Source organism: Mycobacterium bourgelatii, from assembly GCF_010723575.1.
In the GTDB taxonomy this organism is placed as follows: Bacteria; Actinomycetota; Actinomycetes; order Mycobacteriales; family Mycobacteriaceae; genus Mycobacterium; species Mycobacterium bourgelatii.
The window spans coordinates 1,436,258-1,456,811 of record NZ_BLKZ01000001.1 but is presented as its reverse complement, the minus strand read 5'-3'; the positions used below and the strand labels follow the sequence as shown (position 1 = coordinate 1,456,811).

General features: G+C 63.1%; 19 protein-coding genes. 9 read left to right on the top strand and 10 right to left on the bottom strand.

The window, feature by feature from the left end:
* Entirely contained in the window at positions 1–1,236 is a 1,236-nt protein-coding gene (locus G6N68_RS06675) for a cytochrome P450 (protein ID WP_163709449.1), read from the bottom strand.
* Positions 1,233–2,465: a CaiB/BaiF CoA transferase family protein gene (locus G6N68_RS06670; protein WP_163709446.1), complete on the bottom strand. Its 1,233-nt coding sequence runs from the start codon at positions 2,463–2,465 to the stop codon at positions 1,233–1,235. Before G6N68_RS06670 ends, G6N68_RS06675 begins: the two co-directional genes overlap by 4 nt.
* Positions 2,466–2,591: 126 nt before the next feature.
* On the opposite strand from G6N68_RS06670, the gene G6N68_RS06665 reads away from it, so the two are divergent.
* Positions 2,592–4,205, top strand: a complete 1,614-nt coding sequence (locus G6N68_RS06665) for a class I adenylate-forming enzyme family protein (RefSeq protein ID WP_163709444.1) — start codon at positions 2,592–2,594, stop codon at positions 4,203–4,205.
* 102 nt (positions 4,206–4,307) lie between these two features.
* A complete protein-coding gene (locus G6N68_RS06660) occupies positions 4,308–5,147 on the top strand; it encodes a mycofactocin-coupled SDR family oxidoreductase (RefSeq protein WP_163709439.1) in 840 nt (279 codons plus the stop codon).
* Here the strand turns inward: G6N68_RS06660 and G6N68_RS06655 are convergent.
* Both G6N68_RS06655 and G6N68_RS06650 read right to left on the bottom strand, forming a co-directional pair.
* Positions 5,144–5,836, bottom strand: coding sequence for an alpha/beta fold hydrolase (locus G6N68_RS06655; RefSeq protein ID WP_163709436.1), 693 nt, complete (start codon positions 5,834–5,836; stop codon positions 5,144–5,146). The genes G6N68_RS06660 and G6N68_RS06655 overlap by 4 nt on opposite strands.
* A 37-nt stretch (positions 5,837–5,873) precedes the next feature.
* The gene (locus tag G6N68_RS06650) at positions 5,874–6,938 is read right to left on the bottom strand and encodes a spirocyclase AveC family protein (RefSeq protein ID WP_240355409.1); all 1,065 of its coding nucleotides are present in this window, start codon (positions 6,936–6,938) and stop codon (positions 5,874–5,876) included.
* Between the two features lie 247 nt (positions 6,939–7,185).
* Between G6N68_RS06650 and G6N68_RS06645 the strand changes: the two genes are divergently transcribed.
* Complete coding sequence (locus G6N68_RS06645) at positions 7,186–7,932, top strand: SDR family oxidoreductase (RefSeq protein WP_163709433.1); 747 nt, start codon at positions 7,186–7,188, stop codon at positions 7,930–7,932.
* Between the two features lie 15 nt (positions 7,933–7,947).
* On the top strand, positions 7,948–8,751 hold the full coding sequence (locus tag G6N68_RS06640) for an SDR family NAD(P)-dependent oxidoreductase (protein WP_163709430.1): 804 nt from the start codon (positions 7,948–7,950) through the stop codon (positions 8,749–8,751).
* A gap of 19 nt (positions 8,752–8,770) precedes the next feature.
* On the opposite strand, the gene G6N68_RS06635 is transcribed toward G6N68_RS06640, so the two are convergent.
* From G6N68_RS06635 to G6N68_RS06625, 3 genes are read right to left on the bottom strand one after another with little or no spacing between them, the layout of a single operon-like run.
* On the bottom strand, positions 8,771–9,670 hold the full coding sequence (locus G6N68_RS06635) for an SDR family NAD(P)-dependent oxidoreductase (RefSeq protein ID WP_163709426.1): 900 nt from the start codon (positions 9,668–9,670) through the stop codon (positions 8,771–8,773).
* A 26-nt stretch (positions 9,671–9,696) separates the two neighbouring features.
* The gene (locus G6N68_RS06630) at positions 9,697–10,764 is read right to left on the bottom strand and encodes an NAD(P)H-dependent amine dehydrogenase family protein (protein WP_163709423.1); all 1,068 of its coding nucleotides are present in this window, start codon (positions 10,762–10,764) and stop codon (positions 9,697–9,699) included.
* On the bottom strand, positions 10,761–11,999 hold the full coding sequence (locus G6N68_RS06625; protein ID WP_163709420.1) for a cytochrome P450: 1,239 nt from the start codon (positions 11,997–11,999) through the stop codon (positions 10,761–10,763). The genes G6N68_RS06630 and G6N68_RS06625 overlap by 4 nt, the downstream gene beginning before the upstream one ends.
* Before the next feature lie 126 nt (positions 12,000–12,125).
* Between G6N68_RS06625 and G6N68_RS06620 the strand changes: the two genes are divergently transcribed.
* Complete coding sequence (locus G6N68_RS06620; protein WP_163718268.1) at positions 12,126–13,205, top strand: NAD(P)H-dependent amine dehydrogenase family protein; 1,080 nt, start codon at positions 12,126–12,128, stop codon at positions 13,203–13,205.
* Here the strand turns inward: G6N68_RS06620 and G6N68_RS06615 are convergent.
* The gene (locus G6N68_RS06615) at positions 13,176–14,321 is read right to left on the bottom strand and encodes an ABC transporter substrate-binding protein (protein WP_163709417.1); all 1,146 of its coding nucleotides are present in this window, start codon (positions 14,319–14,321) and stop codon (positions 13,176–13,178) included. The two genes, G6N68_RS06620 and G6N68_RS06615, sit on opposite strands and share 30 nt — an antisense overlap.
* A gap of 52 nt (positions 14,322–14,373) precedes the next feature.
* On the opposite strand from G6N68_RS06615, the gene G6N68_RS06610 reads away from it, so the two are divergent.
* The 4 genes from G6N68_RS06610 to G6N68_RS06595 all read left to right on the top strand — a co-directional run bounded on the left by G6N68_RS06610 (position 14,374) and on the right by G6N68_RS06595 (position 18,127).
* Positions 14,374–15,006, top strand: coding sequence for a TetR/AcrR family transcriptional regulator (locus G6N68_RS06610; RefSeq protein ID WP_163709414.1), 633 nt, complete (start codon positions 14,374–14,376; stop codon positions 15,004–15,006).
* A gap of 110 nt (positions 15,007–15,116) precedes the next feature.
* Positions 15,117–15,911, top strand: a complete 795-nt coding sequence (locus G6N68_RS06605) for an SDR family oxidoreductase (protein WP_163709412.1) — start codon at positions 15,117–15,119, stop codon at positions 15,909–15,911.
* A gap of 28 nt (positions 15,912–15,939) precedes the next feature.
* Entirely contained in the window at positions 15,940–17,103 is a 1,164-nt protein-coding gene (locus tag G6N68_RS06600) for an NDMA-dependent alcohol dehydrogenase (protein WP_163709409.1), read from the top strand.
* Between the two features lie 13 nt (positions 17,104–17,116).
* On the top strand, positions 17,117–18,127 hold the full coding sequence (locus G6N68_RS06595; protein WP_163709406.1) for a hypothetical protein: 1,011 nt from the start codon (positions 17,117–17,119) through the stop codon (positions 18,125–18,127).
* Here the strand turns inward: G6N68_RS06595 and G6N68_RS06590 are convergent.
* Together G6N68_RS06590 and G6N68_RS06585 are read right to left on the bottom strand one after the other, a co-directional pair.
* On the bottom strand, positions 18,122–18,973 hold the full coding sequence (locus tag G6N68_RS06590) for an SDR family NAD(P)-dependent oxidoreductase (protein ID WP_163709403.1): 852 nt from the start codon (positions 18,971–18,973) through the stop codon (positions 18,122–18,124). The genes G6N68_RS06595 and G6N68_RS06590 overlap by 6 nt on opposite strands.
* Positions 18,974–18,983: 10 nt before the next feature.
* Positions 18,984–20,528 carry a flavin-containing monooxygenase gene (locus G6N68_RS06585; RefSeq protein ID WP_163709400.1) on the bottom strand — a complete coding sequence of 515 codons (1,545 nt, stop codon included), beginning with the start codon at positions 20,526–20,528 and terminating at the stop codon, positions 18,984–18,986.
* Between the last annotated feature and the right edge of the window lie 26 nt (positions 20,529–20,554).

The window sequence follows — 20,554 nt, the reverse complement described above, 5'->3', positions numbered from 1 at the left end:
TCAGTCGCCGAGTTTGCGGACGGGTACGTTGGCCCAACCGCACACGTTGGACATCGCCACCCGGCGCAGCCCGCTGCGATCGACTTCATATTCGGGAATGAGATCCAACAACGCGCCAAGCGCGATACGGCTCTCCATCCGCGCCAAGGCGGCACCTAGACAGCTGTGCACCCCGTACCCGAACGCCAGATTGAAACCCATCCGGCGTTCCCGATCGATGTCCAACCGGTCGGGGTCATCAAACATCCGTTCATCGCGCGTCGCCGAACCCGTTACCAGCAGCACCGCGCTGCCCGCCGGAATAGTGGTGCCGTGCAACGTCACATCGCGGGTGGCAGTGCGCACTTGGTATTGAGACGGGGCCTCGTAACGCAACAACTCTTCGATCGCTGCCGGGATCTTGCTCCGGTCGTCCCGCAACCTCTGCCACTGATCCGGGAAGTCGGCGAACGCGACCATGGCGTTGCCGACCAGCTTGGTCACAGTTTCGGCGCCGGCTCCGCCTAACATGGTGGCGAATCCGGTGATGTCCACATCGGTGAGCTTTTCGATCTGGCCATCACGTTCTATCTCTGTCTCGATGAGCCGACTGATCATGTCGTCCTGTGGTTCGGCACGCCGTTGCTGAACCAGTTTGTAGTAGTAGATCCCGGTCTTCACCGAAGCTTCGTAACCCGCTGGCGTAGTGGCAATTTCACCCGGATGACGCTCCAGGAGGAGATCGAGCCAGAGCCGAATCTGGTCACGGTCCGCCTTGGGCACCCCGAGCATGGTCGTGATGACCTCATTCGGAAACAGCGCCGAAAAGTCCGCAACCACATCGAAGGACCGGGGATCCAGGGCATCGATGCGTTCGTAGACCTTCTCGCGCACCATGTCTTCCAACGCAGCGATGGCGCGCGGGGTGAACACATTGCTCACCAGTCTGCGCATCTTCTGATGCTCGGGCGGATCCATGGAGATGATCACCTTCGGCACCGGGATCGCGTCGTCGTGCGCCTTCACCATGTCCAGCGTTGCGCCCTTTGCCGAGGAAAACGTTTCGTAGTCCTTGGTCGCGGGTGCCACGTCTTCGTAGCGGGTCAGTGCCCAAAAGTCCCATTTCTCGTTGTAATACACCGGCGCTTCATCCCGCAGCCGCCGGTATGTGTCAAACGCTCCGTTGAAGAAGTCATCCGAAAAGGGATCGAACTCCAGGGGCTCATTCGATACGGCACCCGGAAACGTCGCACTCACAGGATCGCTCCGGATTCCTTGTATTCCATGATGGTGTCCCAGTCCAGACCCGCGTCCATCAACACCTCTTCGGTATGTTGGCCATGTTCGGGCGCCCCGGGAGGAACGACGGACTGTTCGTCGAACTGGACCGGGTTGGTAGGAAGCGCAAAAGGAGCACCGTTCATTGTGGTGGTCTGTGCGACATAGCCGTTGGCGGTCACCGCTGGGTCCTGGCACAGCTCTCCCGGCGTCTGGACGATTCCCCACGCACCGAAAAGGTTCGCCAACTGCTCCCGCCACTCGGCCAGCGTGCGCTGCGCGAACGCCTGGTCCATGAGTGAGATGAGCTCAACGCGGTTTTCGAATCGTGCTGCGGGGGTGGCGAATCGACTGTCCTCGATCAGCTCTGGCAGGCCGATGGCGCGCATCGCCTCGGGATAAAACTTGTCCAGTTGCAGCATCATGAGTTGCACGTAGCGGCCGTCCTTGGTTCGGTACGTCCCCACGAGTGGATTCGGTGCGTCGGCGTGGCCGAACTTCGGGATCGCGCTACCGCCGTGTATTTGGCTGACGGCGACGTCAGGGCTGAGGTTCCAGGCCGCAAGTCCCAGCAGCGAGACGTCGACAATGGAACCTTTCCCGGTAGTCGCCTTCTTGTACAACGCCGCGGCGATTCCGCCGGCGATGGTCATTCCCCCAAGCAGATCGCCGAACGCGGGCCGAGACCGCACCAGCTCGTCGGCGTCCTCAGTTAGAACGTGGGCGATACCGCCACGAGCCCAGTAGGAGACGCCGTCATAGCCTGGTTTGTTGGCGTCAGGCCCCTTTGGACCATGGCCCGAACCCCGCACATAAACGATGTTGGGGTTCGCGGCGCGGATGTCATCAACGTCGATGCCCAACTTCTTACGGCGACTGGGCAGATAACTGGTCAGAAAGACATCACACGTCGCGGCGAGTTTGCGGACGACCTCTTGACCACCGGGCGTAGACAGGTCGACCCCGATGGATTTCTTGCCTCGGTTCGGTATCTCGATCATGTAGTTGACGGTGCCGCCGCCCGCGTCCACGATGCCCATGGTGACCAGCCCCCGCTGCGGATCCCCTCCGTCGCGCGGCTCGACCTTGATGACCTCCGCCCCCCATTCCGCCAGCACAGCACCGGCCGAGGGCACGAATGTCCATGCGGCAACTTCCAAAACGCGGACTCCGCTGAGTACTTTGTCGCCGGAAATGTTGCCCTCCAATATTGAGAATGACGGTTCTAACCCGATCGTAGCCGCCGCCCCCTGCGGACGCCCAGACAGCCGCCCGGCTAGACCGCCCGAGAACCAGGGTTCTCACGTATTCAGGAAGGCAACTATCCTGCGGATATGCCCTTCCCGGATATCCGGCCGACGATTCCTGCATTGGTGAGGTCCTCCGCGGCGCGATTCGGGGACAAGGTTTTTCTCATCGCCGATGGGCAGGAGTTGACCTACAACTCTCTCGACAAGCGCTCAGCCGTATTGGCGACCGCTCTGCTGTCGCAGGGCATCGGCAAAGGTGATCATGTTGGCATCTTGATGCCCAACAGCGTTGACTGGGCGCTGGCCTGGTTCGCCGCAACTCGTATCGGTGCAGTCGCCGTCCCACTCAACACCTTCCACAAGGCTTCCGAGTTAGGCTGGACCGCCCGCCATGCCGATCTTCGAGCCATTCTGGCGTGGCCGACTTTTCGCAACCACGACTTCCTGGCCAGGCTCGAGGAGGCACTACCGGGACTGGCCGATCAGCGCGAACCGGGACGTATTGCCGTGTCCCAGGCTCCTTTCCTGCGCACGATCGCGGTGCAGGGGCCGTCCTCTCGGAGGTGGACGACGACGCTGACCACCGATGGCACCCTGTCGGGCAGCGAGGCTGACTTTCTCGTCGACGTCGAGTCCTGTGTGACACCGGCCGACGAGGTGACGATCATCTACACCTCGGGTAGTACCGGGGATCCGAAAGGCCCGGTCCACACCCAAGGCGCATTGGTCCGCCATACCTACAACCTGACCTTCGCCTACGGCGTCAAGCATGACGAGGTGATGTTCACCGCCATGCCGTTCTTCTGGGTAGGAGGGTTGATCACCGGTTTGCACGCGGTGCTGCACCACGGTGCAACCCTCGTCACCCAGCCGGCGTTCGAACCGGCGGAGGCTCTCGAACTCATCGAGCGCTATCGGGCGACCATCACGTTGGGCTGGCCGCAGCAGGGTAAGACGCTTGCCGAACAACCTGAGTTCGCCCAGCGCGACCTGAGTTCGGTACAACGCACCAGCATGCCCGCAATGGTGCCGCCCGAGCGTCGTCCGCAGGGTCCGAATGCGCTAGGCATGACCGAACTATGCGGCAACCACATCGGCGTCGACCCGTATTTGCCCCAGCCGGCTGACCGATGTGAGACCGGAGGGGTGCCGGTTGAGGGACTCAGTCACCTCATCGTCGACCCCGACACCGGACAGCCAGTCCCGAACGGCACCCGCGGCGAGATTTGGGTCCGCGGGTACTCCCTGATGCAGCGCCTACACAAGCTCGAGCGCGAAGAGGTTTTCACCCCGGACGGCTATTACCGCACCGGCGATTGCGGCATCGGCTACGACGACGGCTGGATAACCTTCACGGGTCGGCTGGGTGACCTGATCAAGACCGGCGGTGGCACCAACGTCACGCCCAGCGAGGTCGAACTCGCGTTGCTCGAATGCGAGGGCGTGCTCGAGGCATACGTCGTCGGCGCAGAACACCCCAACGACGGAACGGTCGTCGCCGCTGCGGTGGTACCGCGTGGCAACGCGACGCTTGACGCCGAAGCGCTGCGATCACAACTGCGAGACAGCTTGTCTGCGTACAAGGTGCCGAAATTCATCTGGGTAGCGGCCAAGCAGGATCTTCCGTTCACCGCGACCGGCAAGGTCAAGAAGTCAGAACTCGCGCAGCAGCTCACTGGACTGCTGGCAGAACGCTAAGGCCCGAAATACGGTGCCGGTAAGCGTGTTTAAAGTCGTCCTACCAGTCGCGCAGAATCCCCGTTCTCAGCAGGCGGAAGCAACATTCTCAGCGCTCGGGAGATGGTGTACCGTACGCGTGTGTCAGACCTCACCGACAAAGTCGCGCTCATTACCGGCGCCGCCCGTGGCCAGGGCCGCGCCCACGCCGTCCGATTGAGCTCCGAAGGCGCCGACGTCATTCTCGTGGATATCGCAGGTCCCCTGCCGCCCAGCGTTCCCTATGATTCGGCCACCCCGGAAGACCTCGCGGAAACCGCGGATCTGGTTGCCGCCAATGGCCGCCGCGCCGTGACCGCGATCGTCGACACGCGGGACCATGAAGGCCTATGCGCGGCCGTGGACCGGGGGGTCACCGAACTGGGCCGGCTGGATGTCATCGTCGCCAATGCAGGAATCTGCTGCCCTGCCCCGTGGGATCAGGTTACGCACCGCGCATTTCAAGACACCATCGACGTCAATTTGGTTGGCACATGGAACACCGTCATGGCGGGTGCAAAGCACATCATCGCGGGCGAACGGGGCGGGTCCATCATTCTCATCGGCTCGGCGGCCGGGGTGAAATGGGAGCCGTTCATGGTGGCCTACACCGCAAGCAAGCACGCAATCACCGGACTCACCCGCTCCTTCGCTGCCGAACTCGGTCGCTACAACATCCGCGTCAATAGCCTGCACCCCGGTTCGGTTGCGACGCCGATGGGAACCGGAGGGATGATCGACGCGATGCAGCGGGCGGCAGAATCTAATCCGAACTTGCAATACGGATTTGGCAAACAGCTTCTTCCCAACGTGGTCACTATGCCCGAAGACATCGCCGATGCAGTCGCGTGGTTGGCATCCGATCAGTCGAAATACGTGACGGCGACCGATATTTCCGTGGACGTGGGAGTGTCGCAGGCTTAGCGAGCTGCGAGCACTACGTCGGTGAGCTCGTCTGGGCGTGCGAAGAATGGCGAATGGCCGCCATCGATTTCGACAACTTCGGCACCCACCCTGGCGGCCTGCCGCCTCGCCCACGACGCCCCCACCGCGCGGTCGTCTCGCATCAAGATGTAGGTCGACGGCGTATCCGGCCAGCGGTCGATTGGGCAACGTTCGGTGAATACCGTGAAGGCCTGATGACACATCTCGTCGAACGCATTCCGCGCCAACAGCTCCGGGCAGTCGTGGTAGAAACCTTCTCGCACCGACTCCCAGGTCAACCCGAACGGTCCGGCACCGCCGGTGTCCGGCGCCGGAAATGTGATGGCATCGGGGTTGGCGGCCAGTTCTTCGAGGAACGTCCTGCCGGGAACGGGCAACAGGCCACCGACAAACACCATTCTGAGCACCGGATACAGCGTCGCGACAACGGGTGCGCACAACCCTGCGATCGAATGCGCGACGACTACGACATCTTTCGGGTGTGCGCCCGCTGCCTGGTCGATCGCGGCTATCGCCACGCGCGCCCAGTCCAGAGCACCGGCCGCGTCGTCATCCGTAGGCAGGTCGGGCGCCACGACGGTATGACCGAACGCGCCGAGTGCGGCCCCGACCTCGTTCCAGCAAGTTCCGCGGTGCAGGCCGCCGTGCAATAGCGCGTACAGCGTCATTCGGTCGCCTGGACCGTCATGGGCGGACTCATCACGATCACCGATAGAACGGTCCCGGTTTCCCCGCCTCCTCGAGATGCCCGTACGGGTCGTACACCTTGACGTTGGGGTACGGGTTTTGCTCGAAGGCAGGCTCTGACAATCCGGCGGCGCGCAGGGCGGCCAACACTGCCAACGGGGCAGCGAAAGACACCAAACCCACTGAAACCGAAATCAGCAGCTGGCGAGTCAGCGACGACTTGTTCCCGCCCTGGCGAGTCGGCAACCGTTCGGCAATCCTGTTTATCAGCACCAGATTGCCGTCTTTGTCGCGAACACACATCACCGCAACCATGGCAAATATCACCGAGTCGTACACCGCCATGATGACGGGGAAATAGATGTGGCCAATGCGCAATACGGGTCCGACGGCCTCCGTGTAGAAGAAGATGCCGAACCTCAACCAGGTGAACTGAACCAGTCCGTTGAGCGGTATGGAGATCAGAAAGCCGCCGATGAAGACAGCGACAAGCGGGTGTCCCGCGAGCCAGCTCAAACGCCGAAAAGCCGGAGCGATCAACCGGTTGTGCAGTTGCAGTATGCCCAGGCCGCTCAGCAAGTAGTAAGCCGCGTAGCCGCCCAGGAAGGCCAACGCAGGCTCGAGGTTAGGTGCGATGCTGACGTAGGGCCAGGACAGCGGACAGTGCAGCATCCGCGGGTCGAAGACAGCGAAGGTCGCCCAGTTGGCGAGTGGATCCAACGCGCCCGTGATGAGCCCGGCGAATGCGATGACCACCGCCCAATGCACCTTGCGTTGGCGCACCGATAACCACACCAAGGTGACGACCAGACCGATGGCCAGCGGTATCGAGCTGAAGGCGACCACGAGCGGCCAGTTGTCGAAGCCGAGAAAAGGCGGGTACGGCTCGGGTCCCGGATTGAAGTTCGTAATCCTGGGATCCCCATGGGTGCCGGATTGCATGGTCGCGATGGTGACGGCGGCGAACACCAGGTAGCCGGCGATGAAAAGCCCCCACCCGACCCGTGCGAGCCGCCGTGATCCCGGCGCCCCGTTGGCTACCGCAGGATCGGAATCGATGCCGGGTTCAACGGTATTCGTCACGTGATACTTTCAGCGGCACCGTCGCCCCACCTGAATTGACTGCGACCACTTGAGCCCAAGCCGCGAAACGTCGCGCCGCATACACGCTCGGCGTAAAACACCCGTCCCGCATGTCGACCACATCTCCTCGTCGTCGAGAATTAATGTTCTCACACGCGAGAAATGACGGTCGCTATGCCCACATGTCGGCCGCGGCGCGCTAACGTGCAACGAGGTCGACGACTGCGCGACAGACAGGAACCAGCTTATGACGGATCGGCATTCCAACATCGCGGGGACAAACATGCTCGTCGTCGGGGCATCTTCCGGCATAGGTCGCGCCTTGGCCGTGGCGGCACATGCCAGAGGCGCCAAAGTAGCTCTCGCCGCCCGCCGGGTGGACCTGCTGTCCGAACTGGCCGATCAACTCGAAGGGTCGGCCCACGAACTCGACGTGTCCGACCCCCGCGCGATCGAATCCGTCGTTCGAGACGTTGGTACCGCGTTCGGCAAACTCGACGCTGTTGTTTTCACCAGCGCCGCAGCGCCATTCGCGCTGATTGAGGACACGGACGTGGCAACCTGGTTGCACACGTACGCCGTCAACGCCGTGGGCGCATCGCACGTGCTGCGTGCCGCCCTGCCACACCTGTCCGACAACGCGGTCGCGCTCGTCGCCTCAAGTCATGACGTGGGACGACCACGCGCCGGTGTGGCCGCGTATCACGCGAGCAAGGCCGCGCTTGACGAAATCCTGCGGTCCTGGCGAGCCGAGCATCCAGAGTTGGCCGTCATCCGCGTCAGTGTCGGACCCACCGAAGACACCGAGATCCTGCGTGGTGCCGACCGCGAGCTGCTGGCAGACCTGTATCGGGCCTGGGTGCACCAAGGCCAGATACCGGCGAAGATGTCGGCACTCACCGACGTGGCGAACGCCATGCTCTCGTTGATCGCCATTGCGCGCGCCAACCCAACGGTGGTGAGCGACATCGTGCACCTGGCGCCGCGACACTGAACCGAAGGAAGACTGATGGACTTAGGGTTTGCGGGTGCGACCGCCGTCGTCACCGGAGGCAGCAAGGGGATGGGACTGGCGATCGCCGAAAGTCTGGGCGCCGAAGGCGCCTCGGTGGCGATCATGGCGCGTGGCCAAGCCGCGCTGGAGTCCGCGGCCGAGCGTATCCGCGAAGCCGGCGCACCCGAGGTGCTGCCGATCAGCGTTGACATGGCCGATGCCAAGTCCATCGCGTCGGCGTTCGCGTCAGTCCAGGATGCGTGGGGCACTTTGAATACGTTGGTGCATACCGTTGGTCCGAGCGCCGGCGCATTCGAGGATCTTGACGACGACGATTGGCACGCCGCATTCAACCTTGGCACCATGTCGGCGGTGCGGTCGGTTCGAGCCGCACTGCCCATGCTTCGCGCCGCGGACTGGGCTCGCATCGTCACGCTCTCGGCGCACTCCATCCAGCGGCAGAGCCCTCGCCTGGTCGCCTACACCGCCGCGAAGTCCGCACTGTCCAGCGTAACCAAGAACCTCTCTAAAAGCCTTGGCGCCGAGGGCATTCTGGTCAACTGCGTCTGTCCGGGCACCATCGTCACGGCCAGCTTCACCGAAATACTGAAAGATGTGCTGGCCGCCGACGGCCTCGATTCTTCTGATCCACACGACGTGATGGCGTGGGTGGACAAGACTTACGGCCACCCTTGCGACATTGGCCGCGCCGGGTTGCCCGAGGAGATCGCATCGGTCACGACGTACCTCGCGTCCCGGCGCAACGGTTACGTCACAGGTGCCACCATCAACGTGGACGGTGGTTCAGACTTCATCTGAACCCGTTGGGATGGACTGGTCAGCCCTGGCCAGACGACAATCCGTGTTGCATCTCGTCGAAGATACTGTCCGGTACCAGCAAATCCGCCGGATCCAGGATCTGATCGATGTTGGCGACCACATCCTCGGCCGTAAACGAACCACCCGGGCTGAACCATCCGCGCGTGACACCGATCTGCAACGCTGCAACCCGTCCGTGAAAAGCGCTGAGCACCAGGTGAGTCCGTGTGCATTGTTCGCTAGCGAGATAAGCGACCACGGGCGCTACCTGATCAAGCCGCAAAGTCTTGCGGAATGCCTGCGCCGCTTCCGTGCGGCCCTCCTCCCCCAATATCGCGTCGGCCATGCGGGTATCGCCCATGGGCATGATCGCGTTGGCCGTGATACCCGACTCCGCGCCTTCAAGCGCGGCGACGTTCATCAGCCCGAGCATGCCCATTTTTGCCGCCGCATAGCCAGCTAAACCTGGCTGGCCGAAGGCGCCTGCCGCCGACGACACGAAGACGAGCCTGCCGTAGCCCGCCCGCTTCATCACCGAGATACCAGGCCGCACAACGTGAAACGCGGCAAGCAGATGATGACGCAAGAGCGCCTCGAAGCGGTCCGTCGGCCACTCCTGGATGGGGTCGTGGTGGATGATGCCGGCGTTGGCGACGATGGCGTCAAGCCGACCGAATTCGTTTAACGCCAGGTCGACGGCCTGCTGGCCGCCGTCCTCGGTGCTGGCGTCCGTAATACACGCAACGGCCTTTCCCCCGGCGTCCGTGATCGACTCGGCCACGCGGGTGGCGATTGCGGGATCAGGATGGTGGCCGTCGACGTCGACCCCGTTGTCATGCACCACCACCGCCGCCCCGCGGCGGGCGAACTCGTGGCAGTACGCTTCGCCCAGACCTCGACCTCCCCCGGTGACCAGCACGACGCGGTCATTGAACGAGATCGTTGTCATACCACCTCGCGGCGATTCGTCCAGTGCGCGACGAACGGGGCGATCGTCGACAGGTCGTAGAGCCCCGGCTCGGCCGCAACGACCGCGGGGATGGCGTTGATGGCGTGCATCGCGGTGGCCAGGCAACCCTGTTCGGAGTGATCCTGGTCTTGCGCGCCAAGCACGAGATTAATACTGATGTTGGGTTCACCCTCGAAGGTCACCTGGTAGCCGATCTCGGTGGGCCAGTCGGGGGCCAGGTCGTCGGCCATTCTGGTGAGATGCTCTACGGCCAAAGTCGTTTCGCCGCAATCAACCACAACGCCGAAGCGCATGGCGCCCACCGTGCCGGCCGGAATCTCGCCGGCGGCCACCGACAGCGGCCGCGGCGTCACTGCAACTTCGCGATACCCTTCCACCCCGCGGATCTCCAGGCCCAGTGCCTGCGCGATTACCGTGGCGCTACCGATCCACGCCATTGCGGCGTATTCGGTATTGCTCAACAACGGCGTGGTGTCGTCGGGATCGTGCCCGAAGCCCATTGCGTTGAAGATCAAATCGTGGCTGGCGTACGTGGAGTAATTCAGCACCTCACGGATGTTGATCCGACTCACCCGCTGACTCAGCCGGGACAGGACCGGGACCAGGGATTCACCGACGAAACCGGGGTACAGGCCCAGCCCCAGGAATGACGATCCGCCGGCAGCGCAGGCCTTTTCGATACCTTCTGCCAGTGATTCGTGCAGGGAGCGCGGGTGTATGAACCGGCTGCCGGTCGCCACCACATTCTTGCCGGACGCCAGCAGTTCGCAGACTTCGGCGAAGCAGCCGGGCGTGTCGATTTCCACCTTGCCCATGTAGAGCACGACGTCCGCGTCGGTAGCGATGACGGCGTCCCGATCCGTGGTGGCGAGAACCCCCGCTTCGGGCAGTCCACACAGGGTGCCGGCGTCGACACCCGCCTTTTCCGCGTCGTACACCCGCACGCCCACCAATTCGAGGTCCGGTCGGCTGAGCACGTGCCGCAGGGACATCATTCCGGTGACCCCGGTTGCCCACTGAATGACGCGCACGCCGCGAGTCATGACCAGACCACGTCGAGCCGGGGTGGGGACCGGAACATGGCGCCCGTGATATACGGCGGCGGCGCGTCCGGATCCAGCCTCAGGTCAGGCAGTTCGTCGAACAGCGCGTTGAAGATCTTCGTACTCTCCAATCTGGCCAAGTGCATCCCCAGGCACACGTGCGCGCCGTGACCAAAGCCGATGTGCGGCTTTCGTTCCCGGAAGATGTTAAAAGACTCAGGATCTTCCCAACGGGTTTCATCGTGGTTGGCGCTGCCGAGGCTCAACATCATGGTGGCGCCCTTAGGGATGTGCACGCCGTAGAACTCGATGTCGCTGGTGACTTCACGCATGAAGTTCAGTAGCGGGGTTTCCCACCTGATGCCTTCTTCGATGGCCTGCGGCAGCAGGCTTCGATCATCGCGGACCGCGTCGAGTTGATCGGGATGAGTCAGCAAGGCCATCGCGAGGGTGGCCGTCGACCGTGACGTCGTTTCGGCACCGGCGGGCAACAAATTGCGCATGAACCCGTAGATTTGCTCGTCCGACATCTTGACGCCGTCGATCTCGGCCTGCGAAAGAATGGTCACCATGTCGTCTTTCGGCGACTTGCGCCGGTCTGCGAGCACTCCGATGAAGTACTCCTTCATTTCCGCGGAAGCCTTCATCGCCCGCTGCATGTCACCCCGGAAGCCCAGTAGGTCGATCGCCAACCGGTGAAATTCACCGATATCAGCCTCGGGTAACCCGAGCAGGGCCGCGATCACCCGCACCGGAATCGGCATGAAGACCGCGTCCACCAGATCGGCGCGCTTGTTGTCGCGGAACTTCGCGATCGTGCGCTCTACCAGAGGGCCGACGAGTTCGGTGTCCCAACGCTTCATCGACGAACGCGCGAAGGCGAACTCGTGCAGCCTGCGGTAGACCGCGTGCTCGGGTTCCTGCATTTCCAGGATCGTCGGTCCCTGCAAGGGCCGCACCACGTCTTCGTAACACCGGGTACTGAAGGTGAGGTTGTCGGTGAATACTGCCTTTACGGCGTCGAAGGAGTACGCGGTGTAGGTCTTGTTCCCGTTCCCGGAATCCTCGGGAATACCCATTTCCGGCCAGCCGGGATGCACCGCACCTTTGGCGCGCAACTCGCGTAGCAGTGGATACGGCGTTGCGTCGCCGTCTGCACCCATTCCGGCGTTGAACTTCTCCTGGGCTTCTCGGATGCGCTGGTCGATGTCATCGGTGACCGCGGGTTCCGCCATGTCGCGCCTCCTGCCAGGTATCAACCTGCATCCTGTCGGTTGCAAACCTACATGATGTATGTTGGACCGACCAGAACGAGCCCGACCCGAAACCGCAACTGGAGCAATAGATTGGCCATTCGAGTCGTGCAGTGGGCCACCGGTGCGGTGGGCCGCGCTGCACTGCAGGAGCTGATCGAGAATCCCGATTTCCAGCTGGTCGGCGTGCTCGTCTACGACCCGGCCAAGGCCGGCCGGGACGCGGGCGAATTGTGCGGGCTGCCTCCCACGACGGGTGTGGCCGCCACCACCGACAAGGACGAAATAGTCGCCTTGGGAGCCGATGTCGTCGTGCACGCCGCCAGCAAGGCGCACGCGATCGAGACCAACGCCGAGGACATCTGCCGACTACTCGCCGCCGGCACGAATGTCATCACGACCACCTCGTATAACCATCTGCCCACCTACGGCGCGGAGACCGAGGTGGCGTTCGTCACGGCCTGCCAGCAGGGCGCATCCCGGTTCCACGCGGCCGGCGAGAACCCCGGCTTCATGTTCGAGCGACTCGTCGCAACCGTGACCGGGTTGAGCAAGACCATCGACCGCATCGATCTCTATGAGGCCACCGATGTGTCGGCCGTCCCGAGTCGGCCGATGCTGGTCGACCTCATGGGCATGGGCCGCCCGCCTGAGGACGTGACGGTCGACTCCCCGATCATCAAGAAGCTCGACTTGGCCTACCGCCAGGCACTCAACGCCACCGCCGATGTCCTCGGCGTGACACTGTCGCACATTGACGTTTCGGTGGACGCCACCACACTCCCCCACGACATCGAGGTGACAGCCGGCCCGATCGAGGCGGGAACCGTTGTAGGACAGCGCTTCTCGTGGATCGGGCACTGGTCGGGCCGACCGCTGCTGGCCATCCATGAGGAATGGGTACTGACGCGCGACCTACCGCAGTGGGGCATGACGCCGCTGGCCCCCGGCGAGAAGGCCCCGTTGATACGTGCGGTCATCAAGGGCGTCCCCAGCTTTGAATTGCAGCTCGACGTCGGCTGGGATGGCCAGCTGCCCACCGGACAGCACGCCATGCCGGGCCACCTGATGATCGCCATGGGCGCCGTCCGGGCGATTCCGTACGTACTGAGTCGACCACCCGGAATCGTGACGGCGCCGGTGTTCGGCGCGATCCAGCTAGCGAGCGGCCACGCCGACCGCGCGTGAAATGTGCGAGCTCGGCGCGGCGTGGAACACGTGCGCCGAACCGTCGGGCAGCATCCGACGGGCTACCAGATAGTCCGATCCTAGCCAGCCCTGCCGGATGTATCGGCCGAACCGCAAGAACGTTCCCGGCGCTCCGCTCGCCGCAGGTATGAGCTTGACCTGCTCTATGCCGTTCTTGACCCCTTCGCCGGTCAGCGGGCGCGCCGCCGCCAGCGCGCGAGCGATGACGGTCGCCGCATCGTGGGACAGGCCTGGCATCGAATGTCCGGGCCGTCGGCCATATCTCGCCTCGAAGCGATCCAGAAACGCCTGACCCACCTCGTTGCGCTCGTCGTAGCTGTCCAGACCGATCCAGCCCGAAAGGTGACGCCTCCATTCATCGTTGATGTGGGCCATCTCGAAGGCGGTGGTGGTGTACCGGGGCGGGTCCCAGCCCGCGGCCAAAAGCGCGTCGGTGAAACCCCACAACCCGTGCCCGAACCCGACGTGGACGAGCGCATCAGGGTCCGCCGCCCGCAGCGCAGCCACCGCCTCGGCCTTGTCGGCTTCCACCTGTGGAATCGCTATCGTGGTCACGATCTTCAAACCGGCAGCGGCATAGACTTTTTCCGCGAACGCTAGATACTCCTTGCCGATCAACGATGCCTCGTAGGCAATCGCGATCCGTGATCGCCCGTCACCGATCATCACCGCGGCCAGCATCACGGGCTCCTCGGCCATCGATCCGTTGTTGAGGGCGAAGCACCACTCGCCCAGCGCGCCTTCCGATCCCGACAAAGTGATGATCGGAACCTTGGCCGTTGCATCGACATGGGATCGCAGCGGCACCACGTTGTCGGAAACCCAGGGCCCGAATATGGCCAAGCACCCCTCGTCCACCAACTCGTCGAACGCCCGTTCCACTGCCTGGTAGGTGCCGTTCGGTAACCCGACGACGTTGCGTTGTATCAGTTCTACCGGTCGGTCGATCAGTTTCGAGGCGAGCGCTTCGTCGAACACCAGTCGCAACGCGGCGACGGTGTTGTTGTCGGAGTCGCCGCTCGTCGGATAGTCGTTGAGCAAACCCACCTTTAGCGGTGCGACCGACCCGTATGCGCGAAGCACGTCGTCTGACATACCGGCAACATACACCTCAACCTGCAAGATGAATGTTGCTACGATCATCGGCATGGCGCAGCGCGGCGGGTCGGACGATGATCGTCGCGCACGTGGCGAGCGCACTCGACGCGACCTCATTGATGCAGGTCGGGAACTGTTCGTCGAACGGGGTTACTTCAACACCAGCATCAGCGACCTGGTCGCCAAATCGGGCGTGGGCACCCGCGGCGCCTTCTACCACCATTTCAAGGACAAGGCCGAATTGTTCCGAGCCGTCTTCGAAGAGGTGGAAAGCGACCTCACCCTGCGTTCCATCGCGACGCCACCCCCCGGCGCAGACCCGTGGGAACGGCTGACCCGCGGAATGCACGGATTTCTCGAAGCGGCGTTGGAGCCCGAAGTACAGCGCGTCATGCTGGTCGACGGACCGGTCGTCCTCGGCTGGCAGACACTGCGGGCGATCCAAGAAAACAACAGCATCGCCCTGATCAACGAGATAGTCCGGCAGGCGATCGCGGACGGCATCATCGACGATCAACCCGTCGGAGAGCTCACGCACATGATCGTCGCCGCACTCGAGGAGGCCTCGCGCCTAGTCGCCCACGCCGCAAACCCCACTCGGGCGCGTCGGCGAGCGGCCAAGATACTCGACCGCCTGCTGCTGAGCTTCGCGGTCGACGAACGTAAGTCCTTGCGGCGGTAAATATCTTGCGACGCCCTTGGCCAACCCCGACCGATGTGAAAATGTGTGTTTACGACAAGTGAATAATTTCGCTCTCACTCAGCATCCGAGGAGACCCATGCAGGAACGCCATGTCTAGCGACGACACACAGCCGTTGCGGGTGGCAGTCGTAGGCGCATCTGCCGGGCTCGGGCGATGCATTGGCACCGGGCTTGCCAAGCGCGGCGCCCACGTGGCGTTGCTCGCACGTCGCTACGAGCGCCTGGTCGACGCCGCCAAGGAGGCCGGCAGCGGCGCGGTGGCAATCGCGTGTGATGTCACGGTGGCAGATACCTGCCAGCAGGCGATGGCGGAGGCGGTTGGGGCGCTGGGCGGTCTGGATGCCCTGGTGTACACCACCGGTGTTGGCGTCCTGGCGCCGCTGCAGGAGGTCACAGCCGAGCAATGGGCGCAGCTGTTCGCAACCAACGTCACCGGCGCGTCACTGATCACTGCGGCCGCGGCACCACATTTGGCTGCGGCGGGCGGCTCTGCCGTCTACCTGTCATCGCTCAGCGCCTCGTACACGTCGCCGTGGCCGATGCTGGGGGCCTACGCGGTCAGCAAGAGCGCCCTGGACAAGCTCGTTGAGGCCTGGCGCACCGAGCACCCGGAAATCAGCTTCACCCGACTCGCAGTGGGTGACAGCCTCGGCGGCACCGGCGACTCGCAGACCGAGTTCGCCAAGAATTGGGACCCCGAGGCGATGGAAAAGGCCATCCGATATTGGATGGAAAACAAGTACATGCTGGGTGGATTGGTCGACGTAGAACATCTCACGGAAGTCGTCCACAACGTCATCCGTTGCGGCAACAGCAGTTTCATCCCGTACCTCACATTGGCCCCGCGCCCATCCAGCGCGGTAAAGGAACTCCGTAAATGGTGAACCTTCCACTCCCACGAAGGAGAAGGCAATGAAAACCAAGGCAGCAGTGCTGCGCGGCGTCGGATCCGATTGGGAAGTCACCGAAATAGACCTCGATCCCCCGCACGCGGGCGAGGTCCTGGTGAAAATGGCCTACGCCGGCATCTGCCACTCCGACGAACACTTCTATAGCGGCGACAGTGTGCCCACCCCGGAGATGGAAGAAATGATGCGGGCCGCCGGTCGGGACGTGCCCGAATGGTTCCCCATGCTTGGTGGCCATGAGGGTGCGGGCATCGTCGAGGAGGTCGGGCCCGAGGTCAAGACCCTGAAACCCGGTGACCACGTCGCGGTCTCGTTCTATCCCGCCTGCGGCACCTGTCGATGGTGTACCACCGGTCAAACGTATCTGTGCGACGTGGGTGCCGACATCTACAGCAAAGCGATGACCACCGACGGCACGCGACGCCGCCACCTCGACGGCGAAGACCTGATGGCGATGATGCAGGTTGGAACGTTCGCCGAATACGTGGTGGCCTCCGAGCGCTCGCTGGTCAAAGTGCACGACTGGATCCCGTTGGAGGCCGCCTCCCTGGTCTCCTGTGGTGTGACAACCGGATTCGGGTCGGGATCGGTCGCTGCGGGTACCGAGCCTGGCGACACCGTCGTGGTCATCGGTGTCGGCGGAATAGGCATGAACGCGGTGCAGGGCGCAAAGGTAGCCGGGGCCAAGCACATCGTCGCCGTCGATCCCAACGAATTCAAGCGGCAGATGGCGCCCACCTTCGGTGCGACGCACACCACCGCCGACACGGGTGCCGCGCTGGAATTGGTCACCGAAATCACCTGGGGAGTAATGGCCGACCGGGTAGTGCTCACCCCGGGCGTCGTGCCCGCGGACATGGTCATGATCGCCCTGATGCTGTTGCGCAAAGGCGGCACTTGCGTACTGACCGGAATGCCCAAGATCACCGATCTGATGGTGCCGATGGTCCTGACCGACATGATCTACTCCTGCAAGACATTCAAGGGTGTGCTCTATGGCGAGATGAACCCCCGCGAGGCCATGCCCCGATTGCTGTCAATGTATGAGGCGGGCGTGATCAAGCTCGATGAGTTGATCACGCAGACCTACAAGCTCGACGACATCAACGAGGCGATGCGAGATCTGCGCGCGGGCAAAAACATCCGTGGCGTCATCGCCTTCGAGTGACTGAAGTGCCGCGATGCGCCACATCGACTTCGAGGTAACCGGTTCGCCACCGTCGCTTGATCACTACCGTCGATCCTGGACACCGAGTCCCGACGTGGCCTTGGCCGGAATCTGGCTCGGCGCTGTCGTCAGCGACGAATCGGGTCAGAACTACTGGGGCCTACGGGGCTTGGACGACTTTGTCATCGGTATGACGCACGTGGTGTCGCCGGTGTGCGGGTTTCGTTCGCTGCCAAAGACGATGGAATCCGATGCACCGCACCTGTTCGAAGAGTACGCGTCCATCGACTGGTTCGAGCCCTTCGAGTACAGCGAAGACAGTGACACCGCGCAGATGCTTTACACCAGCGGCCGCGTTGCGCGTGACGCGGACGGCCTGCATTGGTATGACGCGAGCGGTCGGTGGGAGATCCACGGCTACACCGGCAGTGATGTGGTAGTCACCCACGTGCCGCGCCAGGAAGGCGACTGCCCCGTCGCCGACGAGGTGTACTACCGGCACGAATTGCTTTACGCGACCGGCACCATCAACGGTGTGCCGGTGTCCGGCTATGCGCATCAAGACTTCGCTTACGGTCCGCCTGGGCTGTCCTACACCGAATTGCCCATCGCCCGTCACCTGCAGGGGATGTGGGTGTCGTGGCTGCATGAATACGACGACGGCCGACTCGGCGGCGGCAGCTTCTGGCAAGGCCGCGATGACTTGGCCTTCGGGCCGGGTTACCAGGTGAGGGACGGCAAGACCACGGTCCACCACGACATCGTCGCCACCGCGGGCTTCAACGACGCCGGGAAGGTAGTCAGCCTAGAGACGGTAATCGGCGGCGACACATACACTTTTGCGTTCGACACCAGCGGCAGCCCGCTGCATGTGTTCGGCAACCTCATCCGCGATCCGAGCGGCCAGGCCCCGGCACGCAGTTGGTGCTGGGTCGAATACGCCGGTGGCATGTTGACCCCCGAGATCCTGGATCTGGTCATGCAGCGGTTTCGTCTGGCCCGCGCGGGACAACGCGTTTCATGACCTACCGAAGGTGCGCCTTTCCCACCAAACTCCCAGTCGGGGGTATTGGCGCGGCAACAGGCGCACCAGCAGATCGACACCCCGGGCGTCGTTTCCCACCAGCACGCGACTTCGGTTGGCCTGCACGCCATTCAAGATCGTGTCGGCGGCCTTCGTCGGCGACATCTTCAGCAGCTTGTCGTTGTAGGCTTCGGCACGTTTGAGCTGCTCGGAACTGAGTTCCTTCCCGGCTCGTTTGGCTTCGTCGATGGCGGCGGTGGCGATGTTGGTTCGGATTCCGCCAGGGTGCACGACGACGACCTGCACCGGATGGCCCGCAGCCAGCATTTCCGCACGCACCGATTCGGTGAACCCGCGGACGGCGAACTTGCTTGTGCAGTAGGCACTCATCGATGCTTGCGCCATGAGGCCATTCAGGCTGGAGATGTTGACGAGGTGGCCGTCGCCAGAGTTGATCAGGTGCGGCAGGAACGCTTTGGTGCCGTGGATGACGCCCCAGACATTGATGCCGAATATTCGTTCATAGGTTTCGTAGTCACAGTCGATGACCGGCGCCGCACCGCCCGCGACGCCGGCGTTGTTGTAGAGCTGGTGGACGACACCAAAATGATCGGTGACCGATGCGGCATAGTCGTTGACCGCCTCGCGATCGGTGACGTCGAGAACTTCCACATGGGTCTCGGCGCGCAGCGCTCGTGTCCGTTCGGCGGTATCCGCCAAACCGTCCTTGTTGACATCGGACATTGCCACCCGAGCGCCCCTGCGCGCCAGGCCGACGGCCAACGCCCGGCCGATACCCGAGCCAGCCCCGGTGACCACGGCGACCTTGCCCTTGATCGTTCCCATGGCGGCGCCGCTATCCGGTGTGCCCGCTGAGGGCGGGGACCGGTTCGGTATCGGCGGTCGATGACGTTTGGTAGGCGTCGATGTCAAACCGCTTCGTCTGCTGTCGGAAGCGGAAAGTGAAGTCGGGCCACAAGGTGGTGTTGTTGCCCTGGGCGTCCAGATACCAGCTGCCGCATCCGCCGGTCATCCACACCGATCCGGCGAGCTTGCGCTGCAACGTGTCGTTGTACGCATCGACCACGTCCGGGAGTACCTCGATGCGGTTGATGGCGCGGCGGGTCATGGTGTCGATGGCGTCGATGACGTAGTTCAGTTGCGACTCAATCATGTAGACCATCGATGTGTGGCCCAGGCCGGTGTTCGGCCCGATCAGCACAAATAGATTGGGGAACCCCGCGACCGTCGTGCCCTTGTAGGCGCGCATCCCGCCGTCGGCGAAGGTCTGGCTCAGGCTTCGGCCATCGCTGCCGCAGATGGTGTCGAACATCGGCGAGTCGGTGACTTGGAAGCCGGTTGCCACGATCAGAGCGTCGACTTCACGCGCGGTGCCGTCGTTGGTGATGATCGCGTTTCCATCGATTTCCCGGATGCCGTCGGTCACCAGTTCGACGTGATCGTTGTCGAGCGCCGGGTACCAGTCGTTGGCGATGAGCATTCGCTTGCACCCGATGCGGAAGTTGGGTGTCACCTTGCGACGCAACTCAGGGTCTTTGATTTCGAAGCGGATCTTGGCGCGGGCGATCAACTCGAACGGTTTCATCATCTTCGGATACTTGGCCAATCCGACTACCTGGGTCTCGCGTGCCGCGTAGATACCGGCCCGGGCTAGCCGCAGCAATCCCGGCACGTTGCGGAACGCCCATCGCTCCGGTCGCGTGAATGGACGGTCGAACCTGGGCAGCAGCCACGGCGCAGTGCGCTGATAGACATCGATGTGCTTCACCTTGTCGACGATGGCCGGGACTATCTGGATTCCCGAGGCCCCTGTGCCGATCACCGCCACGCGCTTACCGGTCAGGTCAGCGTCGTGGTTCCACTGTGCCGAGTGAAACAGCGTCCCGGCGAAGCGGTCGATACCGGGAATGTCGGGCAACTTCGGTTCGGCCAACGCGCCGAAGGCCCCGATCAGCACGTCGGCGGTCATGGATCCACGAGTGGTCGACAGTTCCCACCGATTGTTCTCCTCTGACCACGCTGCACGTTTCACGTGGCAGTTGAACACGTGGCGATCAAGTACGCCGGCGCGCTCGGCGACGCCTCGGATGTAGTCCTGGATCTCCGGCTGACTGGAGAACGAACGCGTCCAATTGGGGTTCATGGCAAACGAATACGAATACAGGTGCGACGGCACGTCGCACGCCGCACCGGGATAGGTGTTGTCGCGCCAGGTACCGCCGACATCGTTGCCGCGTTCGAGCACGATGCAGTCCTGGTGTCCGGCCTCGCTGAGTTTGACCGCCGCCCCCAACCCGGAGAAGCCGCTGCCCACGATGGCTACGCGGGCATGCCGGGGCAACTCGGATCCCGCCGATTTCGTGCTGGAGTTCGCCGTCATTTTCGGTGCGTACCCAGCAAACGCCC